24 protein-coding genes and 2 pseudogenes are annotated in these 24,053 nt (G+C 56.7%); 14 read left to right on the forward strand and 12 right to left on the reverse strand.

Translation table 11 applies throughout. From position 1 onward, the window contains the following. Positions 1-165 precede the first annotated feature (165 nt). Positions 166-1,206, forward strand: a complete 1,041-nt coding sequence (locus tag K5D32_RS06510; RefSeq protein WP_221599529.1) for a GTP pyrophosphokinase family protein — start codon at positions 166-168, stop codon at positions 1,204-1,206. A gap of 268 nt (positions 1,207-1,474) precedes the next feature. Here the strand turns inward: K5D32_RS06510 and K5D32_RS06515 are convergent, their stop codons facing one another. Then, entirely contained in the window at positions 1,475-2,233 is a 759-nt protein-coding gene (locus tag K5D32_RS06515) for an SDR family NAD(P)-dependent oxidoreductase (protein WP_221599530.1), read from the reverse strand. Positions 2,234-2,390: 157 nt separating this feature from the next. On the opposite strand from K5D32_RS06515, the gene K5D32_RS06520 reads away from it, so the two are divergent. Then, on the forward strand, positions 2,391-3,290 hold the full coding sequence (locus K5D32_RS06520; RefSeq protein WP_221536767.1) for an AraC family transcriptional regulator: 900 nt from the start codon (positions 2,391-2,393) through the stop codon (positions 3,288-3,290). A gap of 2 nt (positions 3,291-3,292) precedes the next feature. Here K5D32_RS06520 and K5D32_RS06525 read toward each other — a convergent pair whose 3' ends face one another. Next, positions 3,293-3,700 carry a winged helix-turn-helix transcriptional regulator gene (locus K5D32_RS06525; RefSeq protein ID WP_409372859.1) on the reverse strand — a complete coding sequence of 136 codons (408 nt, stop codon included), beginning with the start codon at positions 3,698-3,700 and terminating at the stop codon, positions 3,293-3,295. Positions 3,701-3,792: 92 nt separating this feature from the next. On the opposite strand from K5D32_RS06525, the gene K5D32_RS06530 reads away from it, so the two are divergent. Continuing rightward, positions 3,793-4,272, forward strand: a complete 480-nt coding sequence (locus K5D32_RS06530) for a DoxX family protein (protein ID WP_260407265.1) — start codon at positions 3,793-3,795, stop codon at positions 4,270-4,272. A gap of 7 nt (positions 4,273-4,279) precedes the next feature. Here K5D32_RS06530 and K5D32_RS26230 read toward each other — a convergent pair whose 3' ends face one another. Together K5D32_RS26230 and K5D32_RS06540 are read right to left on the reverse strand one after the other, a co-directional pair. Beyond that, positions 4,280-4,372 carry a tautomerase family protein gene (locus tag K5D32_RS26230; protein ID WP_221599596.1) on the reverse strand — a complete coding sequence of 31 codons (93 nt, stop codon included), beginning with the start codon at positions 4,370-4,372 and terminating at the stop codon, positions 4,280-4,282. Between the two features lie 27 nt (positions 4,373-4,399). Next, on the reverse strand, positions 4,400-5,371 hold the full coding sequence (locus K5D32_RS06540) for a carbon-nitrogen hydrolase family protein (protein WP_221599531.1): 972 nt from the start codon (positions 5,369-5,371) through the stop codon (positions 4,400-4,402). A gap of 707 nt (positions 5,372-6,078) precedes the next feature. Between K5D32_RS06540 and K5D32_RS06545 the strand changes: the two genes are divergently transcribed. After that, positions 6,079-6,618 carry a Bro-N domain-containing protein gene (locus K5D32_RS06545; RefSeq protein ID WP_221593451.1) on the forward strand — a complete coding sequence of 180 codons (540 nt, stop codon included), beginning with the start codon at positions 6,079-6,081 and terminating at the stop codon, positions 6,616-6,618. A 71-nt stretch (positions 6,619-6,689) separates the two neighbouring features. Here K5D32_RS06545 and K5D32_RS06550 read toward each other — a convergent pair whose 3' ends face one another. From K5D32_RS06550 to K5D32_RS06560, 3 genes are all read right to left on the reverse strand, one after another. After that, positions 6,690-7,532, reverse strand: coding sequence for a hypothetical protein (locus K5D32_RS06550; protein ID WP_221599532.1), 843 nt, complete (start codon positions 7,530-7,532; stop codon positions 6,690-6,692). A gap of 198 nt (positions 7,533-7,730) precedes the next feature. Further along, on the reverse strand, positions 7,731-8,732 hold the full coding sequence (locus K5D32_RS06555) for an alpha/beta hydrolase (RefSeq protein WP_221599533.1): 1,002 nt from the start codon (positions 8,730-8,732) through the stop codon (positions 7,731-7,733). 33 nt (positions 8,733-8,765) lie between these two features. Further along, positions 8,766-9,644: an MBL fold metallo-hydrolase gene (locus tag K5D32_RS06560; RefSeq protein ID WP_221536761.1), complete on the reverse strand. Its 879-nt coding sequence runs from the start codon at positions 9,642-9,644 to the stop codon at positions 8,766-8,768. Between the two features lie 70 nt (positions 9,645-9,714). Between K5D32_RS06560 and K5D32_RS06565 the strand changes: the two genes are divergently transcribed. Then, entirely contained in the window at positions 9,715-10,284 is a 570-nt protein-coding gene (locus tag K5D32_RS06565) for a TetR/AcrR family transcriptional regulator (RefSeq protein ID WP_221576392.1), read from the forward strand. 27 nt (positions 10,285-10,311) lie between these two features. Continuing rightward, entirely contained in the window at positions 10,312-10,770 is a 459-nt protein-coding gene (locus K5D32_RS06570; RefSeq protein WP_221599534.1) for an SRPBCC family protein, read from the forward strand. A gap of 72 nt (positions 10,771-10,842) precedes the next feature. On the opposite strand, the gene K5D32_RS06575 is transcribed toward K5D32_RS06570, so the two are convergent. Next, the gene (locus K5D32_RS06575; RefSeq protein WP_025259164.1) at positions 10,843-11,211 is read right to left on the reverse strand and encodes a PH domain-containing protein; all 369 of its coding nucleotides are present in this window, start codon (positions 11,209-11,211) and stop codon (positions 10,843-10,845) included. 207 nt (positions 11,212-11,418) lie between these two features. Between K5D32_RS06575 and K5D32_RS26235 the strand changes: the two are divergent. From K5D32_RS26235 to K5D32_RS06610, 8 genes and pseudogenes are all read left to right on the forward strand, one after another. After that, a pseudogene (locus tag K5D32_RS26235) lies at positions 11,419-12,174 on the forward strand (HAMP domain-containing protein); the annotation flags it as partial. Between the two features lie 132 nt (positions 12,175-12,306). Next, positions 12,307-13,032 (forward strand): methyl-accepting chemotaxis protein, encoded by a 726-nt coding sequence (locus K5D32_RS26240; protein WP_409372860.1) that lies wholly within the window; start codon positions 12,307-12,309, stop codon positions 13,030-13,032. 342 nt (positions 13,033-13,374) lie between these two features. Further along, positions 13,375-13,740: an acyl carrier protein gene (locus K5D32_RS06585; RefSeq protein ID WP_221560018.1), complete on the forward strand. Its 366-nt coding sequence runs from the start codon at positions 13,375-13,377 to the stop codon at positions 13,738-13,740. Positions 13,741-13,880: 140 nt separating this feature from the next. Continuing rightward, positions 13,881-14,165 carry a DUF5629 family protein gene (locus K5D32_RS06590; protein ID WP_221599536.1) on the forward strand — a complete coding sequence of 95 codons (285 nt, stop codon included), beginning with the start codon at positions 13,881-13,883 and terminating at the stop codon, positions 14,163-14,165. Positions 14,166-14,257: 92 nt separating this feature from the next. Next, positions 14,258-15,430: a lactonase family protein gene (locus K5D32_RS06595; protein WP_221536755.1), complete on the forward strand. Its 1,173-nt coding sequence runs from the start codon at positions 14,258-14,260 to the stop codon at positions 15,428-15,430. Positions 15,431-15,614: 184 nt separating this feature from the next. Beyond that, a complete protein-coding gene (locus tag K5D32_RS06600; protein ID WP_117183688.1) occupies positions 15,615-15,797 on the forward strand; it encodes a hypothetical protein in 183 nt (60 codons plus the stop codon). 278 nt (positions 15,798-16,075) lie between these two features. Further along, positions 16,076-16,255: a hypothetical protein gene (locus K5D32_RS06605; protein WP_198728358.1), complete on the forward strand. Its 180-nt coding sequence runs from the start codon at positions 16,076-16,078 to the stop codon at positions 16,253-16,255. A 124-nt stretch (positions 16,256-16,379) separates the two neighbouring features. Next, a complete protein-coding gene (locus K5D32_RS06610) occupies positions 16,380-17,078 on the forward strand; it encodes a hypothetical protein (RefSeq protein ID WP_221576398.1) in 699 nt (232 codons plus the stop codon). Positions 17,079-17,229: 151 nt separating this feature from the next. On the opposite strand, the gene K5D32_RS06615 is transcribed toward K5D32_RS06610, so the two are convergent. The 4 genes and pseudogenes from K5D32_RS06615 to K5D32_RS26245 all read right to left on the reverse strand — a co-directional run. Next, the gene (locus tag K5D32_RS06615) at positions 17,230-20,874 is read right to left on the reverse strand and encodes an AAA family ATPase (RefSeq protein ID WP_221599537.1); all 3,645 of its coding nucleotides are present in this window, start codon (positions 20,872-20,874) and stop codon (positions 17,230-17,232) included. After that, entirely contained in the window at positions 20,871-22,115 is a 1,245-nt protein-coding gene (locus tag K5D32_RS06620; protein ID WP_221599538.1) for an exonuclease SbcCD subunit D C-terminal domain-containing protein, read from the reverse strand. The genes K5D32_RS06615 and K5D32_RS06620 overlap by 4 nt, the downstream gene beginning before the upstream one ends. A gap of 93 nt (positions 22,116-22,208) precedes the next feature. Beyond that, positions 22,209-23,858 carry a BatD family protein gene (locus tag K5D32_RS06625; RefSeq protein WP_221599539.1) on the reverse strand — a complete coding sequence of 550 codons (1,650 nt, stop codon included), beginning with the start codon at positions 23,856-23,858 and terminating at the stop codon, positions 22,209-22,211. Then, positions 23,855-24,034 (reverse strand): annotated as a pseudogene (locus tag K5D32_RS26245) (hypothetical protein); the annotation flags it as partial. The gene K5D32_RS06625 and the pseudogene K5D32_RS26245, both read right to left, overlap by 4 nt. Positions 24,035-24,053: the final 19 nt, after the last annotated feature.

Genomic DNA, 24,053 nt, shown 5'->3' on the forward strand with positions numbered 1-24,053 from the left:
TTATATGGGGTGTATTCTCGCCTAAATCGGTATTAGGAATGATTAGACACTACGCTCGATATCTCATGAAGAGCTTGGCGGGCGCAGTGTTTTTCTTGTGTTGATGGCCAAAAGCCATCTTGGCGAGGTAGAATTAAGCTAGGTTAATTATCATACGGAAATGACATGCCCCCGTCCCTACCTATCCCTGATCACGACTCTGCTGATGACTTGTGGCTAAAAGATCCTGGTACAATTAAACGATTTCTTCACAATAAAGTGCAGTACGAACAACTATGTAGTGAAGTTGAGTACATACTAAAAAAGAAGATACTCGAAGAAAAAATACAGACATCCTTCATCGGATCTAGAGCAAAAACATTAAGTAGTTTCATAGAAAAAGTGAGTCGAAAAAAATATTCATCGCCCTTTGATGAGATTAAGGATTTCGCCGGTGCACGAATTGTGTGCCTCTACCACCAAGACCTTGAGCTCGTGCGAGAGCTAATAATTAACGAATTTGATATTTTAGAGGAGGTCGATAAAGTTGAAGAGCTTGGCTCTAATAGATTTGGCTATGGGGCTACCCACTTCGTTGTAGCGCTTGCAGAAAAATACTCAGGAGCTCGCTACGATGATCTTCGTAATCTTAACTGTGAAATACAGGTAAGAACTGTTGTGCAGGATGCTTGGGCGATAATTCAGCACCACATGATATATAAAAAAGAGTCTGAAATTCCTACTCATATTCTTAGAAAGCTCAACAGTCTGGCAGGGCTTTTTGAGGTTGTTGACGACCAATTTCAGCGGATAAGAGAGCAGAGAGACTCTTACCTAACTTGGGTTAGAAGTAACTTAGCAGAAGAGTCAGATACCTCTAAAACAGAGCTAAATACAGATAGCTTAATTGAGTACCTGAAGTGGAAGTTTCCTAAGTTGCTCCCTGATTCTTGGGATGGTCAAGTCAGTCTCGTCGTCAATTGCCTGCAGCAACATGAATACAAGACGCTTGGTGATATAGAGCGTGCCTTCAAAAAGTTTGATGTGTCCATAGAGAAAATTATCGCCACGCTTGAAAAGGCTGAAAAGATTAAGAGGACGGAAAATAATGGTGTCCCTTCGATAATTTATGTGGTGATTGCCGCCTCTTTAGAGAATGAAGGAGTAATGAGCGACTTAGGGGTTCCAGAGTACTGGGTGGAAATGATATCAAGCTATAAAAAATAAAGTTATGCATTTATTTAATGCTTGTAATATGGGGTTATGGAGCGCCTAGAAGGCATAGCAGTGCCCAATTCGTTTGACGACGTCCGGCAGCTATTATTGTCATAAGGAGCTTTGACACAATGGACCTCCCATACCCCTCACCACTCTGCACCGACCACTTTGAGCTCACCATCTTCATCCGCCATCACCGCAGAAAATGTATTACCTTCAAGTAGGTCGTCGCGGCCAAGGCCCCTCCCACAAAGTGACATGTATGCCTTGGTCGTGCTTACAGCAACTGCCCGCCCGAAATATCAAACGTCGTGCCGTTGGCCCAGGCCATGTCATCGGACAGGATGGCGGCGACGGCACCGCCGATATCGTCCGGCAGGCCGACACGGCCCAGCGCGATGCCTTGTGCCACATAGGCGTTCACGTCCTTGTTATCGCGCACCACGCCACCTCCGAAATCGGTCGCGATGGCACCAGGCGCAATGGCATTCACCCGGATCTGTCGTGAACCAAGCTCGACAGCCATGTAGCGGGTCAGCACTTCGACTGCGGCTTTTACCGCCGCATAAATGCTGTAGCCCGGCAAGGTGAAGCGCACGAACCCGGACGAAACGTTCAGGATACGACCGCCGTCTTCCACGAGTGGCAGCAGCTTCTGAGTCAGGAAAACAGGACCGCGCAGGTGCGTGGCAACCAGTGAAGCAAACTGGTCTTCGGTCGCGTCAACGAAATTTGAAAAGAGGCCATTGCCGGCATTGTTGACGAGAAAGTCGAAGCACTCGCGGCCGAAGTCGTGCTTCAGCGTATCTGTCACGGCGTTCGTAAAAGCCGGATAGCTGGCGGTATCAGTGATGTCGAGCGGCAGCATCGCGGCCTTGCCGCCCAGCGCCGCAATCTCCTGCTTCAGTGTTTCGGCTTCTGCTGCACCGCTGCGGTAGGTGCCGATGATGTGGACGCCGCGCTTGGCGAGGTGAAGGGCCATGTTGCGGCCAAGGCCGCGGCTGGCACCGGTGATGAGTGCGATCTGTTGGGTCATGGACTGTCTCTGCTGGGTTAGGTGCACATTTGCGTGCGTTCTTGACCCGCTCAAGATAGGCAATGGCCTGTTTATAACCCACGCCCAATAAGCTCAATTCATTGCCTGATTGTCTCAATCGTCTTGCGCAGTGACGGGGCAGTGGCATACTCGCCCCATGAACAACGACCTTGCACCGCATCTTGATATAGCCCTGCGCCATGCGCCACCGGGCTTGACGATTACACCGATCCCGCGTGTAGATATCTGCGTCGGTCAAGGCACTACAGACAAGGCTCCCTGCCTGTATCGATCCATGATCTGCTTCATCCTGCAAGGCTCGAAGCGGGTTTCGATCAATGACAATCTGCTGAGCTACGACAGTGAGCAATACCTTGTCAGCGCCCTGGATCTGCCCTTGAGCGGGCAGATTCTCGATGCCGAAGGAGGGCAGCCCTACGTTGCGGTATCGCTTGTGCTGGACCCGGCCATACTGGCGGAATTGGCAGCGACCATGCCTGCGGTTCGCGAGAGCGAGCAGAAGGGAATTGGCGTCATGATCAACCCCATGACTGCTGCGCTGCGCGACACCTTGCTGCGCTTGTTGTCGTTGCTCGACACGCCGGACGATATCCCGGTGCTTGGCCCCATGGTCGAACGGGAATTGCTCTATCGTCTCCTGCAAGGTCCCCAAGGTCGGCTGTTGCGTCAGATTGCCCAGCCCAATGGCGCACTGGGTAGCATCCGCCGGGCCGTTGCCTGGATCCGGGACAATTACAATACCCGGCTTCGTATCGAGGCACTGTGCGATGCCAGCGGCATGAGCCGTGCGAGCCTGCATCGCCATTTTCAGTCAATGACCGGCTTCAGCCCGATTCAGTATCAGAAACAGCTCAGATTGCAGGAAGCCCGCCAGCTTTTGCTTGCCGGCGAACATCGCGCCTCTGACGTGGCGTTCGCTGTCGGCTATGAAAGCGCATCCCAGTTCAGCCGCGAATATCTCCGACAATTCGGCGCACCGCCTGCACGGGATGTGCGCGAGATACGGCAGGGGATTGGTGCTTCAACAGGCGCGTAGAGTCAGGGCTCTTTATTCTTCGTCTTTGACAGTGTCGGGCTGGCCTTGCGCCCGCGTGCGACGGGCTTGACCGGCACGCTTCCCCCATACTCGTTCCACCAGGCAACGAGCGCTTCCATTGTTGGTCCCAGGCCCCGAGCCTTCTGGGTGATTTCATATTCGACGCGCGGCGGTACCTCCGCAAAGATGGTGCGTGACACCAGGCCGTCGGCCTCCAGTTCTCGCAGTTGTGCTGTCAGCATGTGTTGGGTAATACCGGGAATGGCTTTGCGCAACGCGCCAAAGCGATAGATCCGCTGATTGAGCAGCCACATGATTTCCAGTTTCCATTTACCGGAAAGCAAAGCAAATGCACGACGCATTTCCTCATGCATATTGACTGTAGTTTCCTCAATAGTCTGGTTTTCCATACTAGCCACCATTAATTCATCCTACTTGTTGAAGTTGATGTTAGACGACATCCTTACTCCATATTCAACTTACTTCAAGTCAGAGAAAAAACATGACCACTTTCTACCTCTACTGGATCAGCACCGTTTTGTTGTCGTTGCTGTATTTCGTTTCTGCAAGCCTGTATATCGCCAAGGGCGAATTTGTGCGAAAGGCACAAGCGGACCTGGGATATTCGGCCCCGACTCTTGTGCCGTTCATGATCGTCGTCAAGGTGCTCGGCCCCATCGCCATTCTCTGGCACTTCAATGTAGCGCTGAGCGATCTCGCCTATGCCGGTATCTTCTATCACCTGGTGCTGTCCGGCATGGCTCATCTGGGCGTCCGCAACCCCAAAGGCGCATTGCCTGCGGCGTTGGGCATGATTTTTCTGATCGCTTCCTTCTCAACGCAAAACGCTGCTCGCGAACTGCAATCGCCTTATGCACCTGCGGCTGCAGTGCTTGAAGCAACTGTAGTCCTTGGGAAATCAAGAGCGATTGACTCTGTGGCCGAATCGCTCCCTTTAGTCGGCAGATACAGAGCGTGCTGACCAATAATCACCACGAAAGTGGAGCTTGGGGTTTATTCAACACCTTTTGCAGGAGCTCGGTGACTCCCTCAATGAGCTGACGTTTGTGCTCATTAACCAGGCCTCCCGCTTGCTCCTTTAGCTCATATCAATTTTCAAACGTCACAACATTTTGACGGCGCCGGTCAACGACAAGTCGCGTAACGTCTGGCCGCGAATAATGCCCGGCCTGATCAAGGTTCTGCCGCTCACGGCGCACTTCATTGCGGTCGAGCGTCGCGACCAGCAGGCACTCTTCACCGACGGCTGGCGGAAGGACCCAGTCGCCATTTGGCGCAGCAATACATGAGCCGCCGTTTGCCAGGATCTCTGGGCAATTTGCGAGTATCAAGTCCAGGTGCGGCGTATCGGATGGAAAGTCTTCACGCCGCATCAGCGCTGATACCGAGATAGTGAAGCAACGTCCCTCTTTGGCGATGAAGCGCGTGATGTCGTCGGTGTTGCGCAGATTGCCGGGCCATAGAGCGACATGCAGATCTTCGCCTTGGGCATACAGTGCGGCACGCGACAAGGGCATCCAGTTTTCAAAACAGTTGAGACCGCCGACAGTAAATGATCCGACGGGGTGAACTTGCAAACCATGCCCGTCACCCGGCGACCATGTCAGGCGTTCTTCGTAGGTCGGCATCAACTTGCGATGCACCGAACCAATCACGCCATCCGCCCCGATATGAACCCGTGAACAATACACACTGTAGCCGCCACGATCCGCTGCCCGCTCGATACAACCGAGCATGACAGCGATGTTGTGTTTGGCAGCGGCAGCACAAACGGCATCCAGATGCCCTGCCTCGATCTGTACTGCCTGCTTAACGTAGTAGGCGTGGATGTCTTTTTGTATCGAGCAATTGAAGCGCGCTCCATCGGTCAGTTCCAGCCAGAAAGGGTAGCCGGGCAACAGGGCTTCACCGAATGTAACGAATTGGCACTGTTGCTCTGCTGCGCGGCCGATGTAATCGACTATTTTCTCAAGAGTCGCTTCGCGGTCAAGCCAGATGGGTGCAATCTGTGCCAGCCCGACAGTTAATAGATCCGGATTTTGAGTGTGGCTGGATGACATCGCTTTATTTCCTGAATGGATTGAAGTGACTCGCACTCGGGAAGGATTAGTTTGATAAATAATCCGCCCGGATGAGGTAGTTGTTAAAATCAAGGCAATACCATGGCGCTCAGGGAAGTTATCTTCGCCTGTTCAGAAAGCAGATATAGATTGCTCAGAATGCCGAGTGGGCATCGACTAGATATGAATAAACTGTTGGATACCTGAATGCACGATAGTTGCCACGGAGTTCCTCTTTACGAGTCACATCCTACCCGCTGAAGTCTTAGCTGCCAGCCCCTCGCAAATCAAATGCGCAAGATTATGCAAGTGACCGGTATGCGTCCTGCCAAGGCCCCTCCCACTTCATGATGTGTACGTTTTGACTGAACGGTATAGCTCAGCCACATGGTTTATTCCCTTTCCCTTGAGTGAAATTTCCTAGAAAATCCCGACCGCTTGTATGTGTCGATTCGGGGATTTAAGGTGCGGCGTCGCTGCAAAATCAGCGGCCGGGTTTGACGACCCGATCCTGCACTCGCAATCGCGCTCCATGCTGCCTCATGCCATTTCATGCATGAGGTTGCTTCATGGCGGCTGTGCGTCGGAGACCTTAGGGTCTGCCGGTGTGCGCGAGTGAAGGCCGGTTCGTCAACCTTCGCACAGCTGCCACCCAATTCGTTTGACGACGTTAGGCAGCTCTTTTTCTCACAAGGAGCTTTGACACAATGGACCTTCCATACCCCTCACCACCCTGCACCGACCACCTCGAACCCACCATCTTCATCCGCCACCACCGCATGCTGCGCGCCGTGATGCTGGATGCTCAGGTCTGGTTTCCCTTGCAGGATCTTGCCCGGCTGATGGGCAAACAACTGGACGAACGCGCCACCCTCAAACTCGATATCGACCAACGCCGCACCGTCTGGCTGCTGACCCACGGGAGCTGGGAAAAATGCCTGATGATCAGCGAATCGGGTGCCTTCGCGATGTTGGTGCATCACTACGTCCCGGAAAACCGCGCACTGCGCCGCTGGCTGGCGCAGGAAGTCTTGCCTGCTCTGGATGCCCGCCAGACGGATGCAACCGACCAACCTCTGCTGTACCAGATGCGCTGGCAGGGCAATGTCCTGAGTTCGCTGCAATGGCATGGAGAGCTTTGGGTCAAGTTGCGGGATTTGCCGGAGCTGGTTCAGGTGCAGCCCGAGGTCGTGACCGAGTCCTGGTGGCGGCGGTTGCTGGGGTGGCGCTGGTCGTTTTTTGCTTGATGTGATGGCGCTGATCGGGAGCTTCCAAGCGGGTTCAGCTCTCAGCCCCGGTCAGTTGGTTTTAGGGGGCATTAGCGGTGTGGCCCCGAAGCAATAAGCGCGATGAGACGCACAAGAGGGGACAAAATGGCATAGGTCAGCAGGACGCCTGTGATCCACGCCATGACGTTGCGAAACCGTCTGTAAACATGGGCGTTGGGTCGTTCGTCCCGGTGACCGGCCACGACGGATAGGCAGATCAATACAAGGCAAATATAAAGGCTGGCAAACGGTATGATTTCGGTCCCGCTTACATGGAATGAGCCTCGCTTGCTCACGACCACCAGATCATTGGTTGCGATCCCGTGAATGACAACTGCGGTAGCAACCAAAGCAATGGCTGAGGTATACACCAGAGCAAATACCGTCTGCCGGTCATTGGGTTGAGGCAAGGGCAGTTTTGCGAGAGTCACCACTGCCAGGGCGCGTGCTGGCATTGATCGCCACTGCCATTTGCGTCGGGGCGAGGGCGCCGGGCGGGGCGGTTGCCATGTTTGCGATTGACGCACCAGTATCCACATATAGCTGCAAGCCAGGATCGGCCCACCCAACAGAAGCGTGCTGGAGTTCACAGGTGCTGAGGACGCAAATACGCCAATCATCAAGAGTGCGCCGTGAGCGATGGCCGGTATCGTGAGTGTTCTGAGCCAGACTTTGCGATTGCCGGAATTTATCCGATAAGACCGAATGCCAAACGCGGATACCCAGATAATTCCCTGCGCCATTAGCAAAGCTGCCATTGCGAGCATCATGCCGTTACCAAGGCCAAGTCGCTGCCAGAACAATCCCCACGTCACGATGCTGGCGGGAAAAAGTGTTGCCAGCACAATCAGCCACAGGCAGACAGGATGATAAAACAAGCGTTGGTACGACATCCCGGTCATCCATGTTGGGGAAACGGCACTTGACTGGTTAGCCTAGCAGCCTGGTCTGCGGGCTTCATTCTTGTGATGAAAATAAGGTTTCTGTGCCTGTTCAGAGCCGGAATATATTCGGCTGGGAAGCAAGGCGAGAGGCCGTTACATCCCAAGAAATGCATCGCCTGGAATGCTGTCTCGCGGATAAATCCGCTCCTACTGTCCAAAGCGCTGCTCGGTCCCTCTATGAAACGCGGCATCCAGCGCCCCGGCGATCTGCGCCAGCAGTTCGGTGGTTTGCGGGATCAGGCGGCTCATGGTGATAAACCCGTGGATCTGCCCTGCAAAGTGGCTGTCGGTCACCGTGACCCCCGCTTCATGCAGACGTTTGCTATAGGCCCGGCCTTCGTCTTCGAGAGGGTCGCAGCCACAGGTCACTATAAAGGCCGGGGCCAGGCCGCTGAGATCTTCGGCCAATAACGGGGACGCGCGCCAGTCCAGGCGGTCGGCATCGTTGCGCAGGTATTGAGCTTTGGTCCAGTTCAATGTGGCGGCTGTCAGCGGCGGTTCCAGGGCCAATTGTTGCTGGGAGCGATGAACGCCATGGAAGTCGGTTGCCGGGTAGATCAGGGCTTGCAATGCCAGCGGCGGGTAGCCTGCATCCCGCGCCATCAAGGCGAGCACGGCGGCCAGGTTGCCTCCGGCGCTGTCGCCGCCGACGGCAATGCGCTGGGCATCGATGCCCAGTTGCGTGGCCTGTGCCCGGACGAAATCCAGAGCAGCCAAGGCATCTTCAGTGGCTGCCGGGAATTTATGTTCCGGGGCCAGACGGTAATCCACTGCAATCACGATGCAGCGAGCCAAAAGGGCCAGTTGCCGACAGACGCCGTCGTGGGTGTCCAGATCACCGACGACCCAGCCACCCGAGTGAAAGAACAGCAAGGCTGGCAGGGTTTCGTCTTCGGCGGTTTCGATCCCGCGATAGAGACGCAAAGGTATCTCGCCGCCCGGGCCCGGTGCGCTCAGGTTTTCAACCGCTGCGATGTCCACAGGCGCTGCTGCAAGGGCCTGGCGGCTGGTGCGAAAGGCGGCTCGTGCCTGCTCGGGTGTCGGTTCGCCAGTGGCAACAGGAGCCTGACGCATCAGTGCAATCACGCGCGCGGCACCGGGGTCCAGCTTTCTGGCACGCAGGGTAGGCTCGGGGTGAGGTGCAGTCATGGCAGTGTCCTTGTGCGATGAGTGAAGAGCGGATTATTCAAAGTGCCAGCTGTAACCGTCGCCCTGGCGTTTGACCCGCCCGGCCGAGGTGCCAGCGAAATGAGAGCTGAAATACAGGGCGTCGTGTTCAACCAGAAACGCCAGCAGCCATTGGCGTGAGCGATTGGCGGCCTCTGGCAGGCTGCAGAAGCATGAAGACCAGAGCGGCTGCGAAACCTGTATAGGGTGATGCATGACGTCGCCGCCAAACATGGCCGTCTTGCCAGCGTGCTGATAGCTGATGGACATATGGCCCACGCTATGGCCTTGAGTCGGATGGAAGTGGAAGTCTTCAAGAAACGGCCCGCCCTCGGCACCGATCATCAGCGCCTGACCGGCTTCGACCACCGGCAGCACGCTGTCGACAAAAGCCTGATAACCCATGGCCTGGCGTCCGGGGCCATTGACGAAATGCTGATACTCAACCTCTGGAAACACATACTTGGCATTGGGAAAAGTCGGCACCCATTGGCCATCCACCAGATGAGTGTTCCAGCCAATATGGTCGGTGTGTAAATGAGTGAGCAGCACGTAGTCGACCTCTTCTGGCGTTACCCCGGCAGCCGCCAGGCGTTCCAGCCAGGGCTCGTTCAACTGGTGAAAAATGGGCAGGCCGGGACGATGCTTGGCATTGCCGACGCCGGTATCGACCAGCACCGTATGCTGCGGCGTTTTGATGACCCAGGTATGCACGCTGATGATCACCTTCTGGCCTGTGGCGGTGAGGCTATCGGGCACCAGCCATGAGCGCTGCGGCTCAATGGCGTTGTTGTCCCAGTCCGGCAGCAGTGCATCGGGCGCAAAGGCGTCGAACAGTTTTTCGCTGACGCGGGTGATGTGGGTCGAGCCGAAGGTGTACTGCCGGGTGTTCATGCTAATATCTCGCGCTGATACTGATCGGTATCATGTTGATACCAGTCGGTATCATCGTCAAGGGTGACGTATGAAGAGAGACAGTCAGGCATTGCCGCTACGGGAGAGAATTCTGCTCGCCGCCGATGAGCTTTTTTATCGGGACGGGATTCGTGGCGTCGGCGTAGAGGCCATCGCCGCCCATGCCGGCACCACCAAAATGGGGATCTACCGGCACTTTGCGAACAAGGACGCGCTGGTTGCTGAATGGCTGCGACTGGAATCTTTGGCCTATGCCGATGTGCTGGACCAGCTCAAGGTGCAACACCCCGATGACCCCAAGGCCCAGTTGCTGGGTTGGGCGCGGTTCATTGCCAGCCGTTTGGCCACCGATGCCGATAGAGGCTGCTGTTTCGCCAACTCGGTCGCCGAGTTGCCGGACAAGGAGCATCCGGCGCGAGCAGTGATCGAGGCCCACTCCCGCGACCTCAACGAGCGCTTGATTGCGCTGTGTACCGAGGCTGGTCTGGAGGACCCGGAAGGCACCGCCAGCGAAATCCTGTTTGTGCTCAATGGTGCGCAGTTGGCAGCGCAAAGCCGGGGTGATGCCCAGAAGGTTGGCGAGCGGTTGGTAAGCATCGTCCAGCGTCTGGTCGGGTAAGCAAAGCATCATCAGCAGGAGCAGAAAATGAGGCAAAACCGAATCAGGATGATCATGCCAGCCAGCGCGGCTGAGGCCTTTGAGGCCTTTCATGATCATGATGTGCGCATGCGCTGGGACAGTTTGCTGTCGCGGGCTGAAGTGGAGGGCGGTGGCAGTCATCCGTATGTCGGGGCAATTACTTTCAATCAGGGACGTGGCTGGAAGCGCTTTTTCGCCATGCGCACCCGATTTGTGAATTATCAGCCGGGCAGGGTTGCGGCTGCCGTGCTGGTCGAGCCGGCGGGCTGGTTCGAGGGTTGGGCCGCATCGATGCAGCACCGTGACATTGACGATTCTCGCTCGGAGCTGATTTACACCTTTCGTATCCAGATGCGTCCACGCTGGTTGGGGCGAGTGCTCGACCCTCTGGTCAACCGCCTGTTCGAGTATGAAACCCGGCGACGCTTTGCTGCGATGGCGGAGTATTTGCGTTGCAGGGATTGAAAACCGGTGGATGTTGATCGTGCCTGTCTGCTGGAGATGGAACGATCAACTGGCGCTGAGCAGGTTGCGAGTTTAGAAGATGTGCCTGGAGATGATTTTTGAAATCTCGACAATCTCGGTCTTGCCGGTGAATTCGAATTTCACTTTGCCCAGTGCCGAGAAGTAAACCTCGAGTTCGGAGTCCAGGTCGAAAGTCCCGGAGGTTTCCACGGAGTAAGCGACGATGTTCTTGTAGGGCAGGGACGTGAAGTCTTTCTTGCTGCCGGTGATGCCCTGTACGTTGACCGCAATGATTCGCTTGCTGGTGAACACCACGCCATCGCGCAACGATTTATAGGAGTCGATGATCTGTTCGCCTTCCAGCAGAAGCTCAGTGACGCGCTCGGCGTATTCGCTGTTCTGTTTAAGCTTGAAGAAGCCCTTGTTGCTGAAGTCAATCATCCCTTTATCCCTGTCTTCAAAGTATTTTGCCTGCCGGCTGTGCGTAGCGCGCCGAGAATAGCACTCGGCCACAGTCAGTGTCGGACGTTTAACGACGGGCCATGAAACGAAAGCCTGCAAATAGGCTTAACTAACCCGGCGAGGGTGCCGATAACCAGTCTGGGACTGGGTTTTGCTCTATCTGAAGGACCACAAGAGGGCGGCAGGGTGTCTATAAAACTACGTTTGCTTCTGCTTATGGGGACCGGCGTAATTGCCATCCTGATCACCAGTCTGGTGAGTTATGTGGGCAATGCCCGGATGTCCGATGCGATGGAGGACAACGAGGTCAGCATGACCGCGCTGCGCAACCATCTTGAGGCCGACATGATGCACGACGCCCTGCGCGCGGATGTGCTCTCTGCGATTCTGGTCGGCCTTGGCCAAAGCGACAGCAGCAAAGACGAGGTGCGTAGCTCCATTGCCGAGCATGCGGCGCTCTTTCGTAAAGTCCTCGGCGAAAACCTCAACCTGCCTGTGAATGACGCCATCAAGGCGGGGCTGAACAAGGTCAAGCCCAGCCTGGAAACCTACATTGCCGCTGGCGAAAGAATCGTCGGGCTGGCTCTCGACAAACCCGAGAGTGCGCATCAGGAACTGGGCGTCTTCAACAAGGCGTTCATTCAGTTGGAAGACGAAATGGGCAGCCTGAGCGAGCTCATCGAAAGCAGCACGCAACAGGCCAGCGAAGAAACCCGACAAGCCAGCAGCAACGCCAACCTCACCCTCGGAGCGGTATTGATTGCCAGCTTGATATTGCTGATTGTTCAAGGGCTCTGGGTCATCCGCAGTATCATGGGGCCGTTGTCGTCCGCCAGCCGTATTGCCGAAAGCATCGCCCATGGCAACCTGAGCGAGTCCATTGTCGAACCCCGGCAAAAAGATGAAGCGGGCATGTTGATCCGCAGCCTGGCGATCATGCAGCGCGACTTGCGGAGCATGATCGAGGTGGTACGCAGCAATGCCCATGGTGTCACTGGGATGAGCCAGCAATTGAGCAGCGGCTGCCATGAAGTGGCGGACAGCAGCCAGCAGCAAAGCTCGGCGGCCAGCACCATGTCCGCAGCAGCCAGTGAAATGACGGCCAGCATCGAAGAAATCACCCGGCACGCCGAGCGCGCTCTGGACATGGCCAACAAGGCCGAAGCGCTGGCCAGAAATGGCGGTCGCGTGATCCATCAGGTGGTCAGCGACATGGAAAGCATTGCCCGTTCTTCGCAGCAGTCTGCCCAGGTGATCCGCAATCTGGATGAAGAGTCCGAGGGTATTTTCAATATCATTCAGGTGATCAAAGGCATCGCCGATCAAACCAATCTGCTCGCACTCAACGCCGCCATCGAAGCCGCCCGCGCCGGAGAGCAGGGGCGTGGCTTTGCCGTGGTAGCCGACGAAGTCAGAAGCCTGGCCGGACGCACCAGCGCCTCCACCCAGGAAATTGCCAGCATGGTTTCCCGCATCCAGCAAAACACCCGCGAAGCCGTGACCAGCATGGAAACGGGCGTTGCCCAGGTCGACAAAGGCATGGCCGTTACCGCCGAAGTCGAAACCGCCATCAAGGAAATTCTCGAAGCCACCCTGAGCACCACCCAACTGGTCAACGACATCAGCCGCACCATCAGCGAACAAAGCCTGGCCAGCAACGAAATCGCCCATCAAGTGGAAATGATCGCCAACATGTCCGAAGGCAATAGCAGAGTCATTGGCCAGACGGCGGGGACGACTGATGAATTGTCGGCGCTGGCGGGGCAGTTATCGCAGTCGGTGGATCGGTTCAGGCTTTGAGGTAAAGGAAGTGGCACGACGCAGATATTAAAAGAGCGTTGATTGCCGGGTTTGTGATGGATGGCAAACCTGGCACAGAGAGCAACAGTGCCCGCCGAAGCTCGCCACGATGTTTATGTGGTGAGCTTCTATCCCTGACTGTCGCCTCAATAGAATATGTTGAATTAAAACAGAGAGGCTCCATTGTATTTTGAACAGGGGATAGCCTGTTTTTGGAGTTTTTAGAAGCATCTGTTCTGACACGGCGCTCAATGAATAGCCAAACGGGAGGGAAGAGGTTTTTTCATCTTTTATCTCTTCCAGGCACTGCTAAAGTAAAAAATAAACAGGGAGGTGTCTGCAATGCTTATAAAGGAAATAGTTAAACAGGTGCTGTCTGATAACTTGGATGTCAGTGTCGAGGAGTTAGCAGATGAAGCGCGATTCTCCGATTTTGCTGATGATTTGGATACGGTGGATGTTGTTGTAGCGCTTGAAAAAGTGTTCAATATCAGTTTGCCCGATGAAGAAGACTTCAGCTGGGTCACGATTATCGATATTGTCGATTGTGTAAGGTACAAGGTTCAAAGTGCAGGGGGTGTTAAGGATTATGATGCTGTGCTGAGCAAGATCAATAATCTGTTTGGCGTGAGTATCAGCAGGAAGGTGGCGGGAAACTTTAAAAGCTTTCAGGCGTTAGTGAATTACATTTATAACGCTCGTGCGTGATGTTTGATATCGAACCGATGTCAATGTGTGCTGCTTCAAGGCAGCACACACGCAGGAAATATGAGTATCGCCTTGTCTTGATGTCGAAAAAGCTACTTTTGCCCTATCATTCGCCCTTTTACAAAGGCCGATGACCCCTCATGACAACCACACCCACCACCCTGCTCGCCGCCCTGCAAGCTTCCACGATGCTGGAAATCGATGGGCTTCACGCTTGGGAGTTCTCTCTGGGCGATGATCTGAATATCGAGTGCATGGATGGCCGTGAGCGCAAGGTATGGCGTTTCAGCCTCGCTCAGATTCAGGCCGCGACCTTTGATGAAAGCCTGCAAAGCTGGGTCGTCAACGATGGCAATGCCGATCACCGTATTGTCTGCCTCGATGCCTTCACCCCGAACGATGAGGATGAAAGCGAGCAGGATTGATTCTCCTGTAAAACTAGATGAGCGATAGCCTGTCATAGCCCTGACTGTCGCGAAGCCGGCACCCATAATTTAAACAAGAAAGGAATGCCCCCATGACTCCTGCGTTTTTGCCGTGGCTGGCGCTTGCCAGTGCAATCAGCGTTTTCCCCGTACAGGCCCAAACCATGTCCGACACCGATTTGCTGGTGGGTTCCTATACCCAGGGCAAGAGCGAAGGCATCTACCGTTTCGGTTTCAATAGCCAGACGGGCAAGATCGATCCCGCGCCGCGTCAGGTGATCCGTGCTGAAAATCCTTCCTGGCTGACTCTGTCAAAGGACGGGCGTTATTTGTACGCAGTCAACGAGAACGGGCCAGGGCAGAGTGATGTGGAGGGCAAGGTCAGCAGTTTTGCCATCGCTCCCAAGACTCGCCAGGTGACGCCTCTCAATCAGGTCAAGAGCAAGGGCGACGAGCCTACGCATTCGAGCCTGAGCCCTGATGGGCGTTATCTGTTTGTTTCCAACTATGCCGTGCAGCCTGATCCTGGCGGGTCGTTGGCGGTGTTGCCGGTGGGCAAGGACGGTAAGCTTCAAGATGTCGTGCAGTCCGCCGGGCCGAATACGGCCAGCCAGGTCAACCCGGAACGTCAGATGTCTTCCCATGTCCATGCAGCGGTGCCGACGCCCGATGGTAAGTATGTGGTTGCCGCCGACCTGGGAGCCGACAAACTGTTTGTGTACCGCTACGACGCCAGTCAGGCCAGACCTTTGCAGCCGGCCAGCACGGCTTCGGTGCAGTTGCCGGGCGGTAGCGGGCCGCGGCATATCCTGTTCAGTCGCGAAGGCAAACATGCCTGGCTGGTGCTGGAAATGTCGGCTCAGGTCGCGGTGTTCGATTATCTGGATGGCGAGTTCAAGCAGACCCAACTGGTCGACCTGAAAAACCAGGGTGTGCAGCAACGCAATGGTGCCGGTGGTTTGCATGCGTCGCCCGATGGCCGTTTTCTGTATGTCGCCAACCGTGGCGAAGCCAATCAACTGCTGGTTTTTCGGATCGATCCGACCACTGGCCAGCTTGAAGAGCTGCAACGTCGCTCGGTGGAAGGTACGGAGCCACGGGAATTCAGCTTCGACCCCAGCGGAAAATTTGTGTTGATAGCCAACCAGAAGAGCAATCAGATCGTCACGGTTCGCCGCGACCCTCAAACTGGAATGCTGGGTGAGACGGTGCAGAAAATCGATTTCGATTCACCTTCGGATCTGCATTTCCTGACTGACAATTGATCGTTGCCAAGGCTCAAGCCCGCGGTTTACGTGGGCTTGATCAACTATTAATCCAGATGATATGAGTTAGTGGCATAAAAGATTTTTGAATGAGCAGCCTCGGGCGTAAGTTTGAGTCACGGCCAGAACGGCCACCACTTGAATCCAAGCGTGCATATATAAAAGACCACCGAGGGTTAATGACATGAACTTCAATATCTTTTCCATCATTGCAGCATCGGCTATTTCGGCATCCGTTGTTCTCCCTGCCAGCGCCAGTGTTGAAGTCACCGATAAAAAAGCCCACGCTACCCAGACTTACACGCCAAAGTACCTGCAACAAAGTGCCAACTTCTACGCCGCGCTGGACCACAAAACCGCGCAGTAAGCACTGACACACCACGGTTTCACTGGCTCACACAGGTTTTTGCGACCACTGCCCATTGCGTGGCAGACCATGCATTTACTGTGGACTGGGCTGACCCCGAATCCCCCGTTACTTCATGAGTGACGGGGGATTTTTTATGCCTGATTAGGTGTCAGGCGTTGATGATTGATACTGCACTCATCAAAAAAACGGATAGCGGCTATGCATAACCATGGTTTTTCAATACAACGGATATCGACGATCCTGTTGGCCATGCAAAACATTATGGAGCAGTAAACATGGCCACTGCCATTCTGGGTTCAATCAAACAAGGCGCATACATCGCGATTTCGCTTTATGTAGTTTTCATTGCCGTAGTGACAATCACAAGCCTGCATCCACAACTTAAAACCCGTGCTTATGAGTCGGCTGCGCCTTCGGTGGTCGTGGCTGCGGCCCCACAGGAACGAGCTTCGTGATTGGGGTTGTTCGCGAATAAATTCGCTCCCACACGGTTTGGGAGCGAATTCATTCGCGAAGAATTTTGCACATTAGCCTGCTTTCAAGACAGAATCACTTAGCCATCACGCCTAAGGGATTTCTGTGACTCACGACGCCTATGCAAGGGTTTGCCGCTGCCTCGCTCTCTTGCCCCTGTTCTTCTTTCTTGCCGCCTGCAACAAGGAAGCTCCCAAAATCAATACCCCCGAGTACCTTGCTGCCCACGGTATTACCAAGGGTGAAGCGAATACGATCCAGGTCGCAAGCTCGACTTTCCGAGTACCTGCGGATGTTGTGTTCGATGTGTATACGGCTGGCACCATTCAAGCCGCAAAGGCTGACATGCTGACCTTGCACCTCAACATGGGATTCCTCTTTACCCCACCCAGAACGGGGCCGGCAGGCAAAGGGGAACAGCACATGATCAGGACAGAGATATCCACGCGGGGAAACCCTGCCCGGATAGAGAGCATGTTGTCTTTTAAAAAGACAGACACGCCAGTCGAGCGCACAGACCTGGACTTGATCGAATACCCTGTAAATGCCCCGTCTTCTACAGACTTCTCCCGAAATTATATTTACCAATCCCGGGAATCAGACAACACCACGCCCCCGACAGAGTTCTTCTGCTGGGTTGTCTGGTTAAACGACCCTTCCAGAAAAAACGGCACGTGCAGGACGTCTTTCTACAGTCACTCAGGGCTGCTCATTCAATCTTTTTTCTCCTATGACCTCCTGAAGGATTGGAAGTCCATCACGAAAGAAGTGCGTAACAAGATTGATGTATATGAAGTGAAGTAAATAAAAATCAAAGCCAATGTAGGAGTAGTGCTGATCAGTTAAGGCACACATGTTATTCCGTGAGAGGGGCCTTGGCCGCGACGACTTGCTTACAGGCAACACATTTTCAGCGCTTCAAACTGGCTGTCGCGGCCAAGGCCCCTTCCACGGATCAATCCCCAACCTCTATCGTACTCAACCCGTTCCCCTGTCGACGTACCTTGATCTGCACCGGAATCCGCTCATGCATTTCCTGGACGTGAGAGATCACGCCGACCTTGCGTCCCTGGGCTTGCAGGCCGTCAAGGGCGTCCATGGCCAGTTGCAGGGATTCGGGGTCCAGGCTGCCGAAGCCTTCGTCGATGAACAGCGATTCGATACGCAAGGTGCTTGACGCCATCGAAGCCAGTCCCAATGCCAGGGCCAGGGAGACGAGGAAGGTTTCGCCGCCCGATAACGAATGCACCGAGCGCAGTTCGTCGCCCATTTCCGTATCCAGCACCAGCAGGCCCAGCATGCTGCCGCCGCGCTTGAGGCGATAGCGGCGCACCAGTTGCCTGAGTTGGGCGTTGGCGTGATGGACCAGCAGGTCGAGGTTGTAGGCCTGGGCGATCTTGCGGAATTTGTCGCCTTCCGCCGAACCGATCAGTGCCGCCAGACGCGCCCAGCGTTGGTACTCGCCTGTGGCCAGCGCGATGCGTTCCTGCAATTCGCTATTGGCGTTACGCCGTTGTTCGTCTTCGCTCAGCCGGGCGCGCAGGTCGGCGCAGTGTTGTTCGCTGACGTCACATTCAGTCTGAATCTGGAGCAGGGCAGCGGCCAGTTGTTCGTTATCGGTGATGTCGCTGTGTTGCGCCTGATGCTGTTGCAGGCGCTGTTCGCGCTCATGCAGTCGCACCTTGGCTTGCTCCAGGGCCTTTTCGCTGAGATTCAATTGCTGGCGCAACTGATCGATGCGGGCATCGTCGTAAGTCAGCAGGCTTTCAAGCGAAGCGTCATCCAGTTCCTGATGGGTGCTGCGCCATTCGTTGATCTGGCCGTCGAGTTCGCGGGACTCCTGCTCCAGAGCCAGCAACTGCTGTTGATCGGCCTTGAGTTCGGCGCCGAGCTGAATCAGTTGATTGTGGACATCCTGCAACGTCTGGCCTGCCGAAGCTTCGGCTTGTCGGGCCTGTTCGATGGCCTGCTCCAGTGCTTGCTGCCACTGTTGGGCATCGGCATGGGAGCCCAGCAATTCAGTGAGCACCTGCTGGCTGGCCTGTTGCTGCTGACTCAGGGTCTGAACCTGTTCAGCCAGTTCAGCCTGGCGCTGGACCCGGTTCTGTTGCGCATCCTGTTCCTTTTCGATGCGCTGCTGGCGTTCGCGCTGTTCCTCTTGCTCTTCGCCTTGCTGTTCGAGCTGGTCCAGGCGCTGGGTCACGCGTTGTTCAAGCTGCATGACGGTGGCCGAAGCGTCGTTGCGCAGGTTGTCCAGCAGCTCGGGTGATACCAGTGTGGCAAGCGCTGTCAGTTCTTCTTCCAGGCGCTCGCGATCTGCTTCCAGTTGCTTGATCTGGTCAGTGACATGCCGTGCGGCGGTCTGGCTGGCTTCATGGGCAGCCTGAACTTGCTGTTGCAGGCGCGCAGCGTCTTTTTGCAGCGTGAGCAATGCAGCCTGACGCTGCTCGTCGCGGCTGATGACTTCGTTCAACTGGCTGAGCTGCTGCTTCAGCCAGCTGTCGCGCTGTGCGGCATCACGGTCCAGCAGTTGTGCGCCGAGTGGATGGGCTTGCAGGTCCGGGGCGAGTTCCTGCTGCTGGAGGGCGAGTCTTTCCTGCTGGCGAATGAGTTCTTTTTGCCGGGCAATGACGCCGCCCACCTGCTCGCGCAACTGGTTGTACTTTTCCTTTAACTCATCCACCGCTTTCTGGGCGCCGGCCTGTTCGGTTTCGTCGTGGCGGGTCAGGCTTTGCAGCAATGCTTCGGGCTGATGCCAGGGATGTTCGACGCTGCCGCACACCGGGCACGGCTGGTCGTCCTGCAACTGTTCGCGCAGTTCTTCGACACTGGCGCTGCGGGCCAGACGCTGACGTTCCAGCAGTTGCTGAGTGACGCTCAGGGTCTGCTCGGCAACTTTCAGATCGTCTCGGGTCTGGATGCCTTCGGCATTGAGCTGGTCGCGTTCCTGCTGGGCGTCTTGTTGCTGCTGTGCGAGAGCCTGCAGTTGTTTATCGATCTCTTGCTGGCTGGCCCACAGGCGGGCCAGTTCCTCAAAGGCGCGTTGCTGCTTGCGGTTGTCCTGCAACAGGCTGCCCAGAATCTGGGTCTGTTCGGTGACAGCGTCTGCTTCGCAATCGGCCTCCCGGTACAGCACTTCCAGGTCGCTGCGCTGCTGGATCAATTGCTCATCGGCATCGGCGGCGCGTTGTTGCAGGGCAGGCAACTCGCCTTGTCCGTGTTTCAGGCGATTGGCGGTCAGCGTCAGGGATTTGAGCCGGTCGCGCCAGGCGCTCCAGGCTTGCGCCAGCGGGGCGAGTTCAGTGCTGTGCTCCAGTTGCCGGGCGATACGTTCCAGGCGCACAGAGACCTGTTGCTGTTGATCGCGCAAACTGTCCAGTTGGCTCTGGCCCTCTGCGCAACTCTGGTCAGCCTGTTGCTGGAGCGCGACGATTTTGGCCAGTTCCTGAGTCAGATGGTTCAGGGTGTTCTGGCTGTCAAAGGCCTTTTGCAGCAGCGGTCTGGCATCGTTTTGTTGTTGCTGAGCTTCTAGCAGCCGGGCGTGGGCGTTGCTGCGGGCGCTTTCCAGTTGCTGCTGTTGCGTCTGCAGTGTGGTTTCTTGAGCCTGATGCTGACCAATGCGCTCGGCCAACGGGGTTAGCTGGGCATTAAGAACGGTGCGGCGGGCAAAGCGATGGCGTTGCGGCCCCAGACGTTCCAGTTGGCCGAGGGTCTGGCGCTGACCCTGCTGGTTGTCCCAATCCTGTTGCGCGCTGTTCAGGCTTTCGCTGGCGCTGAGCTGTTCATCGCGCAGGCGATGCAGTTCGGTCAGCCATTGCTGCTTGAGTTCCAGTTGGCGCAGTTGAGACTGATGGGCTTTGTGCTGCTGCTGGGCTTCGCTCAGGTTCTGTTCGAGTTCGGCGCGTTGCTCGGGCTCAAGCGGGGTGATGTTGCCAGCCTGGGCGGTCAGGGTTTTGAGTGCTTCTTCGGCTTCCTTGCTCTTGCTGTAGGCGCGACGCCCTAGCTGGCTGTAGATGGCGGTGTTGGTCAGCTTTTCCAGCAGTTCGCTGCGTTCCTTGTCATCGGCCTTGAGGAAGGCGCTGAACTCGCTTTGCGCCAGCATCACGGCGCGGGTGAACTGCTCGAAGTTGAGACCCAGGCGCTGTTCGATCAGTTGCTCGAACTCGCGCTTGCTCTGGTTGCTGAGGATTTGCTCGCTGTCCAGATCGGTGAGGGTCTGGCGGCTGGCTTGCAGCTTTTTCGCAGCGTTGTCACGGGCGCGGTTGGTTTCCCAGCGGGCGCGATAACGACGCTGGTCGATGCCGACGAAATCCACTTCGGCGTAGCCGCTGCCGGTGCCTCGGCGCAGCAGGGTGCGCGGGTCGCTGGTGGTGATTTCACCTTCCACGTCCGGGACCTTGGACTGGCCGATATTGCTCAGGCGCGGAATCGCCCCGAACAGCGCGAGGCACAGGGCATCGAGCAAGGTGCTCTTGCCCGCGCCGGTGGGGCCGGTAATAGCGAACAGACCGGCACTGGCAAGCGGCTCGGCGGTGAAATCCAGTTCGAACGGCCCGGCTAGTGAAGCGAGGTTTTTCAGGCGAATGGCGAGGATTTTCATGGCTGTTCGCTCTCCTGCTGAACTTCACGCAGCAGCGTGGCGAAATCGGTGAGGGTCTGTTCGTCCACCGCGTTGCCGAAGCTTTCTTCCCAGGCGCGGCTGAACAGTTCTTGCGGGCTCAGTTGGCCCAGTTCGATCAGGGTCGATTCCTCATCGCTGCCGTCGCGCTTGCCTGTCCCGGCATATTCGGCACCGATACGTACCAGACGCACGGCCTTGCCTTGCAGGGCGGTTTCTATCTGGTTGCGCAGGTCCGGTTGCGGCTCGTCCAGGCGCACGCGCACTTCCAGCCAGGGCTGGCGGTCGATGTCGGCCAGCAGGTCAATGTCCGGCAGTTCCTTGAGTTTCAGCAACAGCTCGGCCAGCGGTGCAGGGCCGAGGCGTTGCAGGTTGACGGCGCGGGGGATCAGGCGTGGCTCGACACTGACCAGTTGCTCGCCGTCGCAGTTAATTTCCAGAATCTGGTGTTTGTAGTCGATTTCCGAGAATGACAACGGAATGGGCGAACCGCTGTAGCGAATGCGATCTTCGCCATTGACCCGTTGCGGCTTGTGCAGGTGGCCGAGGGCAACGTAGGTGATACTCGGTCCGAACAGGCTGGCGGGCAGGGCTTCGGCATTGCCGATGATCAGGCTGCGCTCGGAGTCTTCGGACACCGAGCCGCCGGCCATATGCGCATGGCTGACGGCGATCAGGGCCTGGCCCGGCTGGCGTTTTTCATTGGCGGCGTCGATCAGCAATTCATGGACCTTGGCAATGCCGCGCAGGTAGTCGTCGCCCAGTGTCGCGCCTGTGACTTCGGCCGGGCGCAGAAACGGCAAGGCCAGGCACCATGCCTTGATGTCACCTTTTGCATCCGGCAGTGGCAGCAACAGGCGCTCTGCATCCAGCGAGCCATCATCCAGCCACAACACCCGACCCAGCGCGTGAGTGCGCAAGCGGCGCATCAGTGGGGCAGGCAATTCGATACGTGAACCGGAGTCGTGGTTGCCGGCAATCATGACGATGGTCAGCAGCGGCTGTTGCTCATGGGCGTTGACGATAAAGTCGTACAGACGCTCCTGGGCTTTGACCGGCGGGTTGACCGTGTCGAAGATATCGCCTGCGATCAGCAGCACATCAGGTTGGCGTTCGGCCAGACGGGCCAGCAGCCAGCTCAGAAAGCTGGCGTGTTCGAAGTCCCGCTCCTGACCATGGAGGTTCTGACCCAGATGCCAGTCGGAGGTGTGAAACAAACGCATTGATTGACCTGTAAGCGGTATTTTTGGGGCGGACTTTTTCGCGAATGAATTCGCTCCTACAGCCTGTGTGGAGCGAATTCATTCGCGAAGATCTCATTTCGGATAAAGCGGCGGCAACCCTGCATCGCCTGTCGGGTCCTGTATCCGCTCGGCTGCGGGCAGGGTGCGGATGGCGCGCCACAGGTCTTCGCCCATCCAGAACTTGCCGGTTTCGCTGTACAGCGCGCCGTTCAAGCCATCCAGCGCATCGGACAACGGTACGAAGCGGGCGGCCATGTCGGCCAGGGTTTCAGGCTGCTGGCGTGCCCAGGCATCCAGTGCCTGACGGGTTGCATGGGGATCGTTGGCGGCACATGCACGCTTGAGATCGTCCAGTACGGTGCGCGGACTTGGGCCGGTCTGCACCGAACGGGTCACCGCTGGCTGGCCACGTGCCCGCCACCAGAGAATCAGGCTCAGCAGGGTGGTCAGGGCGAACAGCACGGTACTCAGTTGCCACGGCCAGACCGGCGGCCCGAGGACCGTCAGGCCACCTTGTTCGTTATTGACCGGCGTATCCACCGCGAGCCCTGGGTTATTGTTGATCTGCAGGGTGCGTGCAGGGAGGCTGCTGTGTTCCAGATGATCTTCCCGGGTGTTCCACCAGGTCACGTCCACGGTGGGCAGGTCGATGGCGCCCGGACGACTGGGGACCAGCGCTTCACGTTCTTCCCGGGTGCCGATCAGGCCGCGCTCACTGACCAGATTGCCCAGTTGTGGTTGATCCGGGTAATGCCTCAGGCCCGCTACCTGTGTGGCGGGCAAGGGCGGCAATTGCGAGCCGGACAGGCCTTCGGCCTTGAGAATGATGGTGCGGGTCAGGGAGTCGCCCACCTGGCTGTTGCCAGGTTCCGGGTTCCAGCTTTCTTCCAGTGTCACGCTGCGGGCCGGCAACCAGGGCACATCGGCCGGGTAGTCGGCAGGCTTGGGTTTGACGTTCAGGGGAACCTTGGCAGAACTGACCCGCATCAGCCGACCCGGTTGCGGACCGAACGGACTGGCCTCCTGATTCGGTGAGCCGGTCTGCACCAGAGTGGCACTGAAGACCAGTGCCGGAACCTCCAGGGTGCCGCTCTGCTGGGGGTAGATTGCATAGCGCGTTTCGATCACGCCATGGCGTACGCCATTGATCAGCTTCTCATAGGTGCGTGAGTCACCGAGCTTGTCGACTCGCGCCTCGGCAATCTGCAAGGGGCTCAGGCTGCTGTCGTCGAACAGCGATACCGAGTGATAGATGCGCAGGGTCAGCACCGCCTGGGCCTGCACATAGACGCTTTCCTGATCCAGGCTCGTCTCGATGAAGATCGGCGCCAGCTGGCTGCCTTTCTCCCGGGTATCGCTCTGCATGACCTGCAGGCTCACGGGCTGGCTTTTCAGCTCGCCCAGTTGCAACGAAGGAATCACGACAATGCCCGACTGGCGGGGCAGCAGGGTGATGATCCAGCGGGTGGTGGCCTGGTTGCCGCCATCCAGCGTGGTCAGCCGGTTGATCTGGCGGGTGCCGCGCACATCGAAGTTGGCGTCCAGAGCGCTCAGGTCAGGTTTGCCGAACAGCGTGACATCGGTGGTTTCCAGAGTCAGTTCCACCGTCTCGCCGGAGTTGAGGCGCGTGCGATCGACCTTGGCGATCAGCTCCGCTGCCTGTGACGACAAGACGACCAGCGCCAGGAGCAGGCCGGTCAAAAGGGGATACACACGACTCATCGGGTCTTTTCCTGATGTTGCTGTTCGTAGCGAAACTTGCGCCGCAGCAGTTCGCCGGGATCGTCCGGGATCTGCCTCAGCCATTGATCCAGCGCCTGACGTCGTTCGACGGTGATCTGGCTCTCGGCCGGCTGGATCGGTGGGCGAGTGGTCTGTTCATCGTCTTGCGTCGAGCCTGTATTGTCGGTGCCTGCC

Source organism: Pseudomonas cichorii (genome assembly GCF_019719005.1).
GTDB classification, from domain to species: domain Bacteria; phylum Pseudomonadota; class Gammaproteobacteria; order Pseudomonadales; family Pseudomonadaceae; genus Aquipseudomonas; species Aquipseudomonas cichorii_E.